Below are 15968 nucleotides of genomic sequence, written 5' to 3' on the forward strand. Positions count from 1 at the left end.
CACTAGTTACTGTCAGCCTTAACATCAGCCCTAAGCATTTGTTTCTAAACAGATTTTAGATAAGTGAAGATTAGCACAGAAAAACCATAGTGCTAGCCCGTTTGTGCAATTTGCGGCCTAAATCAACAAAAAAAGCCTTAAAAATCAAGTTTTAAGGCAAATGTAGTGGATATTTAACCAGTCTTAGAACAGCAGGCATAAAAAAAGCGCCTAGGTTTGGGCCTAGGCGCTTTTTAATGGCTCTAAGAGCTATGCAAAATTAGTCTTTTTGCATTTGCGCTTTGATCAAGTCACCAATAGTGGTCGGTGCAGTACTTGCCGCTGTAGTATCTTTGTGCGATTTAACAGCTTCTTTCTCGTCAGCAATGTCTTTCGCTTTGATAGACAACGTAATCGCGCGATTTTTGCGGTCAGCAGAAATGATCTTCACTTCAACTTCTTCGCCTTCTTTCAACGAGTTACGTGCATCTTCAACTTTTTCACGGCTGATTTCAGAGGCTTTTAAAGTACCTTCTATGCCTTCAGCAAGCGTAATCACTGCAGACTTAGCTTCTACTTCTTTAACAATACCTTTGACGATGGCGCCTTTATCGTTCTCGGCCAAGTATTCAGAGAATGGATCATCCTCTAATTGCTTGATGCCTAAAGAGATACGCTCGCGTTCTGGATCGACAGAAAGGATAACAGTTTCAATTTCGTCACCTTTCTTGTACTTGCGTACCGCGTCTTCGCCAGTCTCATCCCAAGAGATGTCAGACAAGTGAACTAGACCGTCGATAGCGCCGTCCAAGCCAATGAAGATACCGAAGTCAGTAATAGACTTGATAGCACCAGAGATTTTGTCGCCTTTGGTGAATTCACGACCGAACACATCCCATGGGTTTTCTTGACACTGCTTGATACCCAAAGAGATACGACGACGTTCTTCGTCTATATCCAATACCATGACTTCAACTTCATCACCTAAGTTAACAACCTTAGACGGGTGAATGTTTTTGTTAGTCCAATCCATTTCTGAAACGTGAACCAAACCTTCAACACCCTCTTCGATTTCGGCGAAACAACCGTAATCCGTTAAGTTAGTGATTTTAGCCTTAACTTTGGCACCCTCTGGGTAACGACCAGTAATCGCCAACCATGGATCTTCACCCAATTGCTTAAGACCTAGAGATACGCGGTTACGCTCGCGATCAAACTTAAGGATTTTAACGTCGATTTCGTCACCAACGTTAACGATTTCACTTGGGTGCTTAATGCGCTTCCAAGCCATATCGGTAATGTGTAATAGGCCGTCAACACCACCTAAGTCTACGAAAGCACCGTAGTCAGTTAGGTTTTTAACGATACCTTTAACCGCTTGGCCTTCTTGTAAAGTAGCAAGCAATGCATCACGGTCAGCAGAGTTGGCTTCTTCAAGAACAGCGCGGCGAGAAACAACAACGTTGTTGCGCTTCTGGTCTAATTTAATTACGCGGAAATCTAATTCTTTACCTTCAAGGTGAGTAGTTTCGCGAACGGGGCGAACGTCAACCAATGAACCAGGTAAGAATGCACGGATAGAGTTAACGTCAACGGTGAAACCGCCTTTAACTTTACCGTTGATAACGCCTTTAACAACCTCTTCAGCAGTGAAAGCAGCTTCAAGTACTTTCCACGCTTCAGCGCGTTTGGCTTTTTCGCGAGACAGTTTAGTGGCACCAAAGCCATCTTCTACTGCTTCAAGAGCAACTTGAACTTCATCGCCTATTTCTAGAGATAGTTCACCGCTCTCGCTTAGGAATTCACTACGGGGGATAACGCCTTCAGACTTTAAACCAGCGTGGACGGTAACCCAGTCGCTGTCGATGTCGATAACTACGCCGGTCACAATAGAACCAGGCTTCATGTTTAAAGTGATTAAACTTTCTTCAAATAACTCAGCAAAATTTTCCATTAATAATACTCTTTACTTAGCAAACACAGTGATTATCAGCCACTAGGGGCTTGAGTAATTTGCGTTCTCCATATGATCAGTACACATGGGCCATTTTAATAAAACCTACGTAGCGGCAATAACTGATATTGAGCCATGAACGTAGAGGTTAAAAATCTTTTGATACTCAGCCACTTAAAGAGATTTATTAATCTCAATCATCACCTGATTGTAAACATCTTTAATACCCATTACAGAGCTATCAATAACGACAGCATCAACTGCAGGCTTTAGCGGCGCGACTTCACGATTCATATCGCGATCGTCACGGGCGTGGATGTCTTCCAAAAGCGCGGCGAGAGTAACACTTTGGCCCGCTTCTTTCAACTGTTTATAGCGCCTACTGGCGCGCTCTTCGGCGCTGGCAGTGAGGTAAATTTTAGTGGGCGCATGGGGGAACACCACCGTACCCATATCGCGGCCATCGGCCACCAAGCCCGGCGCTTTCGCAAAGCTCTGCTGCAAGGCTAATAAGGCATCGCGCACACCATTATAAACCGCCACTTTTGAAGCCAGCGCACCGGTGGTTTCGGCACGCACCTGCCGGCTAATATCTTGGCCATCCAGCAATACCGCAGCGGGCTCACCCGGCGGGCCAGGCTTAAACTCTACATTTAAATGAGCCGCCAGTTGCGTCAGCGCCACCTCATCGTCAAAGCTCACGCCCTGCTGTTGCGCCGCTAAACCGACTATGCGGTATAGCGCGCCACTATCTAATAAATGCCAACCCAGCTCTTTCGCCAACAACTGGCACAGGCTACCCTTGCCGGAGCCACTGGGGCCGTCGACGGTAACAATCTGCTTAAATTCACCTTGCTCTGCCATAGGGCTAATCAACCTGCTCAAGTTTAAAACCGGCCTTTTGCGCCAAGGCGACAAAATTAGGGAAGGACGTGGCCACGTTATCGCAGCCATTAATGGTAATAGTCTCGCTAGCCCGCAAGGCCGCTACCGCAAAAGACATGGCAATACGGTGATCGTGATGGCTTTCTATCTCGCCACCGCCAAACACCACCTCTTCAGCACCCCTGCCCTGTATCACTATGCCATCAGCCGTAGGCTGGGCATCAACACCTAAAATGTGCAGGCCGTCGGCCATAGCTTGAATGCGGTCACTCTCTTTAACCCGCAGCTCTTCGGCGCCGGTTAAAGTGGTAGTGCCCTGCGCGCAGGCGGCCGCCACAAACAATACTGGGAATTCATCTATCGCCAGCGGTACTTGATCTGCTGGTATATCTATACCTATCAACTCAGATGAGCGCACCCGTATATCGGCCACGGGCTCGCCACCCACTACTCGCTCATTAAATAGGGTGATATCAGCGCCCATTAAACGCAGTACATTAATGACGCCCTCGCGGGTGGGGTTAATGCCTACATGTTGCAACATAATCACCGAGCCGGGAGTAATGCTGGCCGCCACCATAAAAAACGCCGCCGAAGAAATGTCGGCGGGGACATCGATAGCCATAGCTGTTAACTGGCCGCCGCCCTGCAGGCTGGCAGTCGCACCATCCACCGTTACCGGATAACCAAAACCATTGAGCATGCGCTCGGTGTGATCGCGGGTGGGGGCAGGCTCGGTGGTTGAGGTTTGCCCCTCAGCGTATAGCCCCGCTAATAACACACAGGATTTAACTTGGGCACTGGCCATGGGTAAATCATAGTGTATGGGCCGTAAGCTACCCTTACCTTTAATCACCAAGGGCGGCCTACCGCCTTCCTGGGTTTCAACCTCTACCCCCATTAGCCGCAAAGGTGTGGCAACACGCTCCATGGGGCGCTTAGATAAAGATACATCACCAGTCATAGTCACAGTAAAGTTTTGGCCAGCCGCAATACCGGCCAACAAGCGCATAGAGGTACCCGAGTTGCCTACATACAAATCACCGGCTGGCGCGGTTAAGCCGTGCAAGCCCACGCCATGTATGGTGACCTTGCCCTCCACCGGGCCGTCAATTTGCACACCCATGGCGCGAAAGGCATTTAAGGTTGCCAGCGCATCATCGCCCTCCAAAAAGCCTGTCACCTCGGTGACGCCTTCGGCCAAAGAGCCCAACATAATAGAACGATGAGAGATGGATTTATCACCGGCTACACGAATGTCGCCAAACAGTTGCTGCCCACCGGGGCTGGCTATAAATTTCACGGGCTGAGTTACCTTTTAGTAAGCGATGCTTTGTAGTAGTGATCTCTTGCGCGGTTTAACGCAACATTTCACACGCTATTCATACAATAGTAGCTGCGACATTTGGCACAGCAGAGAATCAAGGCGCAAATTGTACTGAATTTGCTAGAGGAACGCACTCAGCAACTGTTAGGCAAATAGTGGCGCTCAATAATTGCACAATACAGCCCCGCAAATGCGCGCTTGATAATCAGCAGCAAAAAGCGATAATGCTCCCCCAGAAAAAACGCAGACATGTACAAAAAGCAACCAAGCGCAACACCCTCCCCGGTTGTTTGCCCGCTTCTTTTTGAATTAACTCAACAACCCTCAACCCATTGGCTTACATTAGCTGGTACGGCAGTAATTCTGTTTTATGACTAAACCCGCACTAAACGCTACCCGCAATGGTTCTAGGCTCAGCCACCATTTAGCTGAGCTGGGCTTTAACAGCCAAGCCCCCAGCCATAAAAACTTTGCCGAACGCGTAGGCCAACTGATAGGCCTGCCCGGCTCCTTAGTCTTGTCAGCCCTGCCGCTTAAACCCGTCATTAATAGTAGCAACCCTAGCAGCGAGAAAGCACAGGCCATACAAGCAGATTTTTTGCAGCAGCATAACGAGCTGATTCAATTTATAGGCAAGTGCTTCGATAACAGCGAAACCCGTAGACGCTTTCGTCTGCCCGAGGTTGATGCCGACAGTTTTCTCGATAGCAAAAGCACCCAGGTACTGTATCAGCGTTTTTATATCGCCATGCAAACAGAGCTGGCCAGTAAAGCCTACAGCTTACACAGCTTAGTAAGAGATGCAGCCACCGACTGCTCGCCCGCACTTAAACAACTTTGTACTTTAGACAAGGCCATGCAGGAAATCCTCAGCGGCCAATTACGCAAAGCCTATAGCCAAATACCAGCAGTCGTAGCTCAGCGCTACCAACACTGGCAGCAACAATTTTCAGCAGCTGATAGTAGCGAGCAACACGATGCAATTGCAGACGATGCCATATCAGCAGCTATAGAACAGTTTTGCCAAGAGTTACGGCAATTACTACTCACCGAATTAGATGCACGATTACAAACCACTTATGGCCTAATCGAAGCACTTAACCAACAGGTAACTCCAGCAACTACAGGTAACAACAAACCATGACTAGAGTATTATTTTACAGCGCGTTGCTGCTGGGCGGCCTCGCCATTGTCTGGATGGGCGCCAGTTTTATAGGCACAAATAGCTTAGCCTTAATCGTCACGCTGTTAATTGGCCTCGCCTATTTAATCGGTGCATTTGAACTGTTTCATTATAGAAAGCAAACCGCTAGCTTAAGCCATGCACTTAAACAAATTAACGGCGCGGTAGATAACCTAGACCTATGGTTAAGCCAATTACACCCCGCCTTAAAAAATGCCGTACGCGCTCGCATTAGCGGCGAAAGCGTAGGCTTACCTGCCCCTGTTGTTAGCCCGTATTTAATTGGCCTGTTAGTGATGCTGGGTTTATTGGGTACGTTTTTAGGTATGGTAGCCACCTTACAAGGTGCAGTTAGCGCCCTAGAAGGCACTAGCGAACTACAAGCCATACGCGCTGGTTTAGCCGCGCCTATACAGGGCTTGGGTTTAGCCTTTGGTACGTCGGTAGCGGGTGTTGCCGCCTCGGCCATGCTGGGTTTAATGTCTACTTTAAGCCGCAGCGAAAGAATCCAAGCTACCGAAACTTTAGATAGTAATATCCATAACGAGCTGCGCGAATTCTCTTTAAACCACAGCAAGCAACAAACCTATAGCGCCCTACAACAACAAGCCGCTGCCCTGCCCGATGTCGCCGACAAGCTCAACACTCTGGCCGACAAACTCATCACCATGAGTGAAAAGATAGAGCAAAGTTTAACAGCACAGCAGCAGGCATTTCACAGCTCAGTTGCCGCCAATTATTCTGAGCTTGCGCTTTCTATAGACAAATCGTTACAACAAACCTTGGCCGATAGCGGCAAGCTAGCAGGCGAAAACATCAAACCCATTATTGAAACTATGATGGCAGAGATTAGCAGCAATACTAGCAACACCCATAAAACCCTAACCGACACAGTGCAAGAGCAGCTATCAACATTGCGCAGCGATTGGCAGCAGCAACAGCTAGCCCACGACGAAGCCAAACTAGCGCAATGGGCGCAAACCTTTGAACAGCTAAACCAAAAAACCCATCAACAATTTGATAACGCTGGCCAGCAATTAGTCGCGCAACTGCAACAGGCCTCAGACGCACAGCAAACCTCGGTGCAAACCATTGTTAGCGAATTTTCACAAGCTACCGCTGGCTTAAATGAGCAATGGCAACAAGCCAACCAACAAAGCCGCGAGCAGCAACAAGCTATTAGCGCCAGCCTTAGCAGTAGCAGCGAATCACTGACCACACAGCTAAGTGCCAGCACAGAAAAATCGTTAAGTGCCATCAGCAAGCTGATCGCCAGCTCGGAAGAACTCGTTAAAACCCGAGCCGAGGCAGAGCAGCACTGGCTCAACCATTATGAGCAACGCGCCACACAACTTAATGAAAAGCTGGCTGAGCAATTAGGTAGCAACACTCAACAAAACATCACCGAAATCAGTAAGCTGCTAACCAGCACAGAAGAGCTAGTCAAAACCCGTACCGATGCGGAACAGCATTGGCTACAACATTACGAGCAGCGCGCCACGCAGCTTAATGAAAAACTGGCCGAGCAATTAGGCAGTAATACCGAAAAGAACATAGCAGAAATCAGCAAGCTATTAGCCAGCGCAGATCAGCTAATCCAATCCAGAACTGAGTCAGAACAAGCATGGCTAAATCAAAACGAGCAACGTGCTACACAGTTTAACGAAACCCTGCAAAGCACCCTAAACCAGCTGCGTGACGATGAACAACAACGCGGCCTAGCGGCCCTAGAGCGATTGGGGCAGTTAGAAGGCAAACTCAGCGAGCACCTATGCGCCTTAGGCCAAGGTTTAGAAGCGCCTATGGCTCGCCTGATAGAAACCGCCTCAGAAACACCCAAGGCTGCCGCGCAAGTGATAGAACAACTGCGCAACGAAATTTCTAAAAATCTGGTTAAAGATAACGCCCTATTAGAAGAACGCAGTGGCATTATGACCGAGCTAGATAAACTTTCTGCCTCACTGGCACAAACCGCTACCGATCAGCGTCAGTCTATAGAAACGCTAATCACCGCCTCCGAGCAAATGCTAAGCAAGGCCAGCGAACAGTTTGGCGTAGAGGTAGAGCAACAAGTAGCGCAGCTAGCTGAAGTGAATACCGAATTCAGCGGCAACTCTATAGAAATGGCCAGCCTAGGCGAAGCCTTTACCCTAGCCGTGCAACATTTTGATGAGTCCAATAACAATCTCATCGCCAGCCTCAGCCGCATAGAAACCAGTTTGCAACAAAGCGGCGCACGCAGCGATGAACAACTGGGCTATTACGTGGCGCAAGCCCGTGACTTAATAGACCACAGTATTGTTTCGCAAAAAGCCATGTTTGATGAACTGCGAGAAATTAAAACGCAGCAAATTAGCCTCGCCCTAGAGGATACCTAATGGCACAGCTTAACGATCAGGATTCACAATCACCACCGGTGTGGGCCATCTTTGGCGACCTTATGTCCGGGTTGGTGGGCGTTTTTGTTTTGCTATTAATTTGGGTATTGGGCTTTCAATTAGAATTATCCAAAACCTTGGAAGAAGAAGTCGCCAAACGACAAGCCTCCGAGCAACGACGCCTAGCCTTAGAAACCGCACTGGCCGACCCATTAGCCAGCGGCCGCGTAACCCTTAACAATGGCCGCATAGGCATTAGCGGCAGCGTATTGTTTTCACTCAACTCAGCAGAGCTACAAGCACAGGGGCGAGAGCTACTACACACCTTAGTTACGCCACTGCAGGTTTACCTCAGCGAGCGCAACGAAATACTAATGGTTAGCGGCTTCACCGATGACCTCCCCATACAGCAAGGTAACAATCGCTTTGATGACAACTGGGAACTGTCGGCACAACGCGCCCTCACCGTTACCCGCGCCCTAATAGAACAAGGCATGCCTGCCAACATGGTATTCGCCGCCGCCTTTGGTGCGCAGCAACCGGTAGCCAGTAATAGCGACAAAGACGGCCGTTCCAAAAACCGCCGCGTAGAAATCGCGCCCGTGCCCAAAAACAGCGAACACGTAGCCGCACAATGAGCCTAAACGCCGACAGCAAAAACAATAGCGACTCAAACGCTAATGAAGAAAACTGCGACAGCTTGGCAGCGACTCTGCAAGAAGCACTGCAACAACTGCAAGAAGCCCAGCAACACCTACACTACCCCAGCCGTTTTTTTCACTTACAGGCACTGCTTAAACGCGCGCAACAAAGCCAGCCGCTATTAAGTCAGTTACTAACAAGTAAAGTGCAACAAGGACTAGAAGATTACCAAACACTACTCGCCAATAAAAAAGCGCCCAGTGAAAGCAGCGAAAACCACTCAGCCGCCAGAACCGAGCTAGCGCAACTCAGCCAATACTTAAACGGAAAAAACCTAAGCACCAGCACCGCCCTGCCCGCCAGCAGCTTTGACGGCATGCTACAACAGCAAGAACAAAAAGCATTACAATTCGGCTATACCGAACAACCGCAACAAACCATAGTCGAGCAATACCGCGACGCCATCACCCAACTCAACACCGAAAAATTTATTAGTCAGGTAATTAACGAAGTGCCTAAAGATGCGGGGCCGCTTAATGCTCATAGGCTGGTAATTAAAACACTCACCGCTATGCAGACGATATCGCCGGATTATTTACGGCGCATGGTGAATCAAATAGATACGATGTTTTATTTGAATGCGGGGGGAAAGTAGTAAAGTAGGGTCAGATAAGACTTTCTCCTATTTGCGGCCTCCCCATTCTTGCCGGCCGTAACCTTCTTCCACATAAAGCTTCAATATCAGACTTGAATTTTTCATTTCCAAGTGCCAAGCCTTTGTTCAAAGCTTCTCGAATATCTACCATCAAGTTTTTATCAACATGGTCTTTAAATAATTGTCGGTAGCGATTCTGCCTAGTTTCCACATCTTTCGCCAACTTTAAATATTCTTCATGCGGAGTATGTAATTTAATTGTTTTTCCTAGAGCATGAGATTGGTAACTGGACCACGTATATTCAGCCGGATCATCGACCATTAATGCCCTCACTGGATTCATCTCAATATAACGCTGACACTGCAGTAGATAGGTTTCACTTTGAACCAAGCTGGATTTAAACCGCCCCTCCCACAATGTCCCAGTACGATCGTACTCACTATTAAAGTATCTTACATAACGTCGCCCTAAAGCCTGCATCATTTTTGAGACAGCATTAGGCATAGTTGGCGTAACTAATAAATGCACGTGATTAGTCATAAATACCCAGGCATGTATCTGCGCACCAAATTCGGCAGCGTAATCGTCCAGCCAATTCGCATACAACGCTAAGTCCTGCTCTTGAGCAAAACAAAACTGTCGATTATTACCACGCTGAATCACATGCTGAGGAATACCCAAAGGGCATATTCTAGGAAGTCTAGCCATGGTTGCATCCTTGTAACCAGTGTAATGTTGAATCTAACTATTCTAACGGTCGTTAAGCCTTAGGAAAAGACCAGATAAGTTTTATCTGACCCCACTAAACATTAGAGATATTTTATTTTTCATTCATAAAGTCCTTTTTAATCTACATTGAAATAATCTTATTTTTCAGATAACAAGAAAATCAATAGAGAGATAATACTTAAATATTATGCAACATTTTTATCACAGGCTCACTAAGCCCTACTCGTCCGTAATCGTCCCCAACTGCTGCTTAGACAAAACATCCGAAAAATGATCCCGCGCTGCCTTGGCCCGGGTAAAGCACTCAGTAATAGATTCACTATCTGCAGTAGCTATAGCATCACGTAAGCTATTCAACTGCGCCGAAAACAAATCAATCATTTTAAGCAAGGCTTTGTCATTAGCCAAAGCTATGTCATGCCACATTTTGGGATCGCTAGACGCTATGCGGGTAAAATCCCTAAAGCCACCCGCGGCGAAGTTAAAGATATTTTGTTGTTCTTTTTGCCCTGCTAAAGCATCGACTAGGGCGTAGGCTAATACATGGGGTAAGTGGCTGGTGGCGGCCAACACTTCATCGTGCTCATCCACCGGCATAGTCACTACATCGGCACCGGTGACTTGCCACATGTCGGTAACGGTAGAGATAGCGGCTATGCTGGTTTCTTCGGAGGGGGTTAGGATAACGCGGTGGTTAATAAATAGTTTTTCGTTAACGGCTTCTACGCCGCTTTTTTCTGAGCCCGCTATAGGGTGGCCCAACACTAAGTTCGGCGGCACTTTGCCAAAAAATTCTTTAGCAGCAATTAATAAATTGCCTTTAACACTGGCCACATCGGTAATAATCGTGCTTTCTGGCACTAAGGTGGCCAGTTGCTGCAGCATGTCTACGGCAATTAAGGTGGGCGTTGCGATTACAACGATGTCGCTGCCAGCTACGGCTTTGGCTAAGTCTAGCTGGTAGCTATCGATTACGCCTAACTCTATGGCGCGCTGTAAGGTTTGTTCGTTGCGGCCCCAACCGACGATCTCATGGGCAAAACCTTTGGCACGCAGGGCTTTTGCCAAGGAGCCACCAATTAAACCTACCGCTAATACCGTTATACGATTGACGTTGGCCATGGGCTAAACCTTATTGCAAAAATAATTACAGTACCGCGGCCGGGTATGAACCCAGCACTTTTAACATCACCGACTGCTCGATGAGGTTGTCCAGCACCGCTTTAACTTTTGGATCTTGCTGATGACCTTCAAACTCTACAAAGAATAAATAGGCCCAGTTTTGGGTGCGCGAGGGGCGTGTATCGATACGGGTTAAACTGATACCAGCCTCCTCGAAGGGGGTAAGCAAATGCAATAAAGCACCAGGCTTGTTATGGGCAGAGATAATCAGTGAGGTTTTGTCGTTACCACCAGCGGGTACATCTTCGCGGCCTATAATTAAAAAGCGCGTGGTGTTATTGGCTAGGTCTTCTATGCTGGAAGCCAGCTTCATTAAGCCGTATTTTTCGGCGGCGATATCACCAGCTACGGCGGCAATAGTGGGGTCATCTTTGGCCATGCGCGCCGCTACAGCGTTGCTGCTAACGGGCAGGCGTTCTATGCCAGGCCAATTATTATCTAACCACTGCCGGCACTGCGCCAAAGCTTGGCGGTGGGCGCAGATGGTTTTAACGGTTTTAGCGGTAGCCGATTCATTCACCAATAAATGCAGCTGTATACGCAAGGCCACTTCGCCACAAATTTTTAAAGGGGAATCAATAAAGTTGTCTAGGGTATGATTAACCATACCTTCGGTAGAGTTTTCTACCGGCACCACGCCATAGTTGCACTGCCCCGATTCAACCTGGGCAAACACATTAGCAATTTCTGGCTGCGATACGGCAATCACGCCGTGGCCAAAATGTTTCATGGCCGCAGCTTGGGTAAAAGTACCCTCTGGCCCTAAGTACGCCACTTCCATGGGCTTTTCTAAGGCCAAACAGGCCGACATAATTTCGCGAAACAAATGCGCTACCGTTTTATCCGGTAGCGGCCCTTCATTTCTGTCCATGACTTTTTGTAACACCTGCGCTTCACGCTCAGGCCGATAAAACATGACCTTTGATAAATCAGCTTCGCCGGTTTCGGCTGTTAGCTCGGCGAGCTTAACTTCTGCTACTCGCTCGGCCAGCCTAGCACGGTGATTTAATAAGCCCTGGATTTTGCAATCCACTTGATCAATCGCTTTACGCAATTGATCTAGGCTATGTAAACTGGCTATTTCATCTAGCTGATCTTTATCACTCATTTTTTATTGGTTTATCCGTTACGTTGAGCAAAGTCTTTCATAAAGTTAATTAAGGTATCTACCGCCTCTTCAGGTACGGCGTTGTAGATGCTGGCACGCATGCCGCCTACGCTGCGGTGACCTTTAAGGTTTAGCAAACCAATTTCATCGGCCTCAGCCAAGAAGGCTTTATCGAAATCGGCACTGGCTAAGGTAAAGGGTATGTTCATTGATGAACGGCTGCTAATTTCAACAGGGTTGGCGTAAAAGCCGCTATTATCGATATAACCGTACAGCTTTTCAGCTTTACGACGGTTTAATTGCTCCATAGCAGCCAAACCACCCTGCTCTTTTAACCAAGCAAACACTAAACCGGCCAAGTACAAGCTATAGGTTGGCGGAGTGTTATACATAGAGTCGTTATCGGCAGCGGTTTTATAGTCCAACATGGTTGGACAGTAATTGCTGGCGTTACCCATTAAGTCTTTACGCACTATCACCATGGTTAAACCGGCAGGGCCGATATTTTTTTGTGCACCGGCGTAAATCACACCAAATTTATTGACGTCTATAGGGCGCGATAAAATGGTTGAAGACATATCAGCCACTAGCGGCACATCTACCTTAGGCACGTCAAAAAACTCTACTCCACCTATGGTTTCATTAGGGGTGTAGTGCAAATAAGCCGCATCTTTATTTAACTGCCATGAATCTAGCGCAGGGATAGTGGTGAAGTTGGTATCTTCTGAGCTGGCCACTACATTAACATCGCAAAAACGCTGCGCTTCTTTAATGGCTTTTTTAGACCACTGGCCGGTATTGACATAGTCAGCACCGGTTTTGTCGCCTAATAAGTTTAACGGCACAGCCGAAAACTGGGTGCTGGCGCCGCCCTGTAAAAACAGCACGGCATAATCGTCAGAGATATTGAGCAGATCACGAAAATCTTGCTCGGCCTTATTGGCTATACCTACTAATTCAGAAGAACGGTGGCTCATTTCCATAATAGAAAGGCCAGCGCCCTGCCAATCGACTAACTCTTGCTGCGCCTGTAGTAAAACGGACTCAGGTAATGCCGCAGGGCCTGCACAAAAATTAAAACGTCGTGTCATATCAATTACTACCTATAAGATTAATAAACTTTTTAAGCGCGGGCTTGGCTTACTCTTCGCCAAGCTCGCTTGCATCTACGCTTTCGCCGTCCACATCACCTACCGCAGGCTCTGGGTTTATCGCGGGGGCAGGTTCGCCTTCTTCGATAATTGCAATAATCTCGTCGGGCTCTTCTATGCGCTCTATACCCACCACATGCTCGCCTTCTTTCAGACGTATCACGCGTACACCTTGGGTATTACGGCCTAAGATGGATATCTCATCGGTGCGGGTACGAACCATAGTGCCCTGATCAGAAATCATCATTAATTCGTCGCCCTCAAATACCTGAACGGCTCCCACCATAGCGCCATTGCGCTCGCTGGTTTGCATAAAGATCATGCCTTTATTACCACGGCCTTTAGTGGCGTATTCAGTCACTTCGGTGCGCTTACCGTAGCCGTTTTCGCTAACGGATAAGATGCGGCCACCCTCTTTCGGCACGATTAAGGAAATCAGCCTTTGGCCTTCATCCATGCGTATGCCGCGCACACCTTTGGCGGTACGGCCCATGGCGCGGACATCGTTTTCATTAAAGCGTACCGCTTTACCGGCTGTACTAAACAACATGACATCGCAATCGCCATCGGTAATCGCTGTGCCTATTAACACATCACCTTCTTCTAATTCTAAGGCGCGTAAACCGACGCTACGCTGTCTGGCAAAATCAGTTAGCGAGGTTTTCTTAACCGTGCCAAAAGATGTAGCCATAAAGATGTAATAGCCTTCGGTGTAATCACGTACCGGTAAGATAGAGGTAATTCGTTCACCCTCACCCAACGGCAGCAAGTTAACCATGGGCCTACCACGCGAGTTACGGCCCGCTAATGGAATTTGATACACTTTTAACCAGTACACTTTGCCGACGTTAGAGAAACATAAAATGGTATCGTGGGTGCTGGTCACCAATAAGTGCTCAACAAAATCTTCGTCTTTCACTGCCGTTGCCGACTTACCCATGCCGCCACGGCGCTGGGCTTGGTAATCACTAAGCGACTGGGTTTTGGCATAGCCACCGTGTGAAATAGTTACCACGCGATCTTCTTCGGCAATTAAATCTTCGGTGGTTAAATCACGTAGCGACTCAATAATTTCCGAGCGACGCTCATCGCCGTACTCAGCCAATATCGCCTCTAGCTCTTCACGTATCACTGCCATTAACACCAGCGTATCATCTAATATACCGATGTATTCGGCTATTTCGTCCAACTTCTCTTGGTATTCTTTCAGAAGTTTTTCGTGCTCTAGGCCAGTCAGTTTTTGCAAACGCAAATCAAGAATGGCCTGTACCTGCGCCGGTGACAAACGGTATTTACCATCGCGGAAACCAAAGTGCGCCGGCAAATCGTCAGGCCTACAAGCCTCTTCGCCAGCACGCTCTAACATTCCCAATACATCGCCTGGTTCCCACACAGCTGCCGATAGCTTTTCTTTGGCTTCGGCTGTTGTATCAGAGGCTTTAATCATTGCGATTACGGGATCAATATTCGAGATAGCAACGGCCAAGCCTTCTAAAATATGGCCGCGCTCACGCGCCTTACGCAATAAATAAATGGTACGGCGCGTCACCACTTCACGGCGGTGACGAATAAAATGCTCTAATAATTCTTTCAGGTTTAACTGTTTGGGCTGGCCATCAACTAGCGCCACGATGTTAATACCAAACACGTTTTCTAGCTGGGTTTGTTGATAGAGATTGTTTAACACTACCTCGCCGCTTTCGCCGCGTTTCATCTCTATCACTATGCGCATACCGTCTTTATCAGACTCATCACGCAGTTCAGCTATGCCTTCAATTTTCTTCTCTTTAACCAGCTCGGCGATTTTTTCGATTAAACGCGCCTTGTTAACCTGGTAGGGAATTTCATGGACAATAATAATATCTTTATTGCGCTTATCATCATGTATCACTTCGGCTCTGGCGCGTATATAAATACGGCCACGGCCGGTACGATACGCCTGCAGAATCCCGGCGCGGCCATTAATAATAGCGGCGGTTGGGAAATCGGGGCCGGGGATATATTCCATCAGCTCATCGATACTGAGGTGCTCGTTATCGACTAAGGCCAAACAAGCGGTAACCACTTCTTTTAAGTTGTGGGGAGGAATGTTGGTCGCCATACCCACAGCAATACCGGAGGAGCCATTAATTAATAAGTTAGGCACCTTAGTAGGCATTACCGCTGGCATCATTTCAGAGCCATCGTAGTTGGGTACCCAATCGACGGTTTCTTTTTCCAGATCAGCTAGTAACTCATGGGAGAGTTTGCGCATACGAATTTCGGTATAACGCATCGCCGCCGCAGAATCGCCATCCACGGAACCAAAGTTACCCTGGCCATCGACCAACATATACCGCAGCGAGAAAGGCTGTGCCATACGAACAATGGTGTCATAAACCGCCGAGTCGCCATGCGGATGATATTTACCAATAACATCACCCACCACACGGGCAGACTTCTTATAAGCTTTATTGTAATCGTTGTTAAGCTCGCTCATGGCGAATAGCACACGGCGGTGAACAGGCTTTAAACCATCGCGCACATCGGGCAAGGCTCGCCCAACAATAACGCTCATCGCATAGTCTAAATAGGATTGTTTCAGCTCATCTTCGATGTTAACTGGCAGGATTTCGTTGTTTATATCACCCATAAAACTCGGCGTTCCTTATTATAAATTGAACGACCACAGATTAACTGCAACCGCTGCTTTACCCACCCCTGATACACACCGGTATCAGGGCCGGTATAGACTAATCAATAAGTTAATCAATAGACCAATAAAATAGACAAACAAAAACAGGGCTAGGCCCCC

The 15968-nt window shown here is 47.8% G+C and carries 12 protein-coding genes; 4 read left to right on the forward strand and 8 right to left on the reverse strand.

Annotation, left to right across the window (positions count from 1 at the left end; translation table 11 throughout):
* Positions 1-259: 259 nt before the first annotated feature.
* The 3 genes from rpsA to aroA form a co-directional block, all read right to left on the reverse strand.
* Entirely contained in the window at positions 260-1933 is a 1674-nt protein-coding gene (gene rpsA / locus B067_RS0112510) for a 30S ribosomal protein S1 (RefSeq protein ID WP_019530429.1), read from the reverse strand.
* Between the two features lie 174 nt (positions 1934-2107).
* Complete coding sequence (gene cmk, locus B067_RS0112515; protein ID WP_019530430.1) at positions 2108-2797, reverse strand: (d)CMP kinase; 690 nt, start codon at positions 2795-2797, stop codon at positions 2108-2110.
* A 4-nt stretch (positions 2798-2801) separates the two neighbouring features.
* Positions 2802-4121: a 3-phosphoshikimate 1-carboxyvinyltransferase gene (aroA, locus tag B067_RS0112520; RefSeq protein WP_019530431.1), complete on the reverse strand. Its 1320-nt coding sequence runs from the start codon at positions 4119-4121 to the stop codon at positions 2802-2804.
* 394 nt (positions 4122-4515) lie between these two features.
* Here aroA and B067_RS0112530 point away from each other — a divergent pair, with 394 nt between their 5' ends.
* From B067_RS0112530 to B067_RS21335, 4 genes are read left to right on the forward strand one after another with little or no spacing between them, the layout of a single operon-like run.
* Entirely contained in the window at positions 4516-5289 is a 774-nt protein-coding gene (locus B067_RS0112530; protein WP_019530433.1) for a DUF3348 family protein, read from the forward strand.
* A complete protein-coding gene (locus tag B067_RS0112535; RefSeq protein WP_019530434.1) occupies positions 5286-7706 on the forward strand; it encodes a coiled-coil domain-containing protein in 2421 nt (806 codons plus the stop codon). Before B067_RS0112530 ends, B067_RS0112535 begins: the two co-directional genes overlap by 4 nt.
* Complete coding sequence (locus B067_RS0112540; RefSeq protein WP_019530435.1) at positions 7706-8344, forward strand: OmpA family protein; 639 nt, start codon at positions 7706-7708, stop codon at positions 8342-8344. The genes B067_RS0112535 and B067_RS0112540 overlap by 1 nt, the downstream gene beginning before the upstream one ends.
* Positions 8341-9003 carry a DUF2894 domain-containing protein gene (locus B067_RS21335; protein ID WP_019530436.1) on the forward strand — a complete coding sequence of 221 codons (663 nt, stop codon included), beginning with the start codon at positions 8341-8343 and terminating at the stop codon, positions 9001-9003. The genes B067_RS0112540 and B067_RS21335 overlap by 4 nt, the downstream gene beginning before the upstream one ends.
* A gap of 10 nt (positions 9004-9013) precedes the next feature.
* Here B067_RS21335 and B067_RS0112550 read toward each other — a convergent pair whose 3' ends face one another.
* From B067_RS0112550 to gyrA, 5 genes are all read right to left on the reverse strand, one after another.
* Positions 9014-9712, reverse strand: a complete 699-nt coding sequence (locus B067_RS0112550) for a transposase (RefSeq protein ID WP_019530437.1) — start codon at positions 9710-9712, stop codon at positions 9014-9016.
* Positions 9713-9952: 240 nt separating this feature from the next.
* The gene (locus B067_RS0112555) at positions 9953-10855 is read right to left on the reverse strand and encodes a prephenate dehydrogenase/arogenate dehydrogenase family protein (RefSeq protein ID WP_019530438.1); all 903 of its coding nucleotides are present in this window, start codon (positions 10853-10855) and stop codon (positions 9953-9955) included.
* A gap of 25 nt (positions 10856-10880) precedes the next feature.
* Entirely contained in the window at positions 10881-12023 is a 1143-nt protein-coding gene (pheA, locus tag B067_RS0112560; RefSeq protein ID WP_019530439.1) for a prephenate dehydratase, read from the reverse strand.
* An 11-nt stretch (positions 12024-12034) separates the two neighbouring features.
* Positions 12035-13114 carry a 3-phosphoserine/phosphohydroxythreonine transaminase gene (gene serC / locus B067_RS0112565; RefSeq protein ID WP_019530440.1) on the reverse strand — a complete coding sequence of 360 codons (1080 nt, stop codon included), beginning with the start codon at positions 13112-13114 and terminating at the stop codon, positions 12035-12037.
* A gap of 49 nt (positions 13115-13163) precedes the next feature.
* Positions 13164-15806 (reverse strand): DNA gyrase subunit A, encoded by a 2643-nt coding sequence (gene gyrA, locus B067_RS0112570; protein WP_019530441.1) that lies wholly within the window; start codon positions 15804-15806, stop codon positions 13164-13166.
* Positions 15807-15968 lie beyond the last annotated feature (162 nt).

Origin of the sequence: Dasania marina DSM 21967, from assembly GCF_000373485.1 — a bacterium.
Lineage (GTDB): Bacteria > Pseudomonadota > Gammaproteobacteria > Pseudomonadales > Dasaniaceae > Dasania > Dasania marina.

Excerpts from the sequence above, each read along its gene's own strand:
- B067_RS0112535 (WP_019530434.1), top strand. The coding sequence starts at position 5,286 with ATGACTAGAGTATTATTTTACAGCGCGTTGCTGCTGGGCGGCCTCGCC.
- gyrA (WP_019530441.1), bottom strand. The coding sequence starts at position 15,806 with ATGGGTGATATAAACAACGAAATCCTGCCAGTTAACATCGAAGATGAG.
- rpsA (WP_019530429.1), bottom strand. The coding sequence starts at position 1,933 with ATGGAAAATTTTGCTGAGTTATTTGAAGAAAGTTTAATCACTTTAAAC.
- B067_RS0112550 (WP_019530437.1), bottom strand. The coding sequence starts at position 9,712 with ATGGCTAGACTTCCTAGAATATGCCCTTTGGGTATTCCTCAGCATGTG.
- B067_RS0112555 (WP_019530438.1), bottom strand. The coding sequence starts at position 10,855 with ATGGCCAACGTCAATCGTATAACGGTATTAGCGGTAGGTTTAATTGGT.
- B067_RS21335 (WP_019530436.1), top strand. The coding sequence starts at position 8,341 with ATGAGCCTAAACGCCGACAGCAAAAACAATAGCGACTCAAACGCTAAT.
- B067_RS0112540 (WP_019530435.1), top strand. The coding sequence starts at position 7,706 with ATGGCACAGCTTAACGATCAGGATTCACAATCACCACCGGTGTGGGCC.
- pheA (WP_019530439.1), bottom strand. The coding sequence starts at position 12,023 with ATGAGTGATAAAGATCAGCTAGATGAAATAGCCAGTTTACATAGCCTA.
- cmk (WP_019530430.1), bottom strand. The coding sequence starts at position 2,797 with ATGGCAGAGCAAGGTGAATTTAAGCAGATTGTTACCGTCGACGGCCCC.
- serC (WP_019530440.1), bottom strand. The coding sequence starts at position 13,114 with ATGACACGACGTTTTAATTTTTGTGCAGGCCCTGCGGCATTACCTGAG.
- B067_RS0112530 (WP_019530433.1), top strand. The coding sequence starts at position 4,516 with ATGACTAAACCCGCACTAAACGCTACCCGCAATGGTTCTAGGCTCAGC.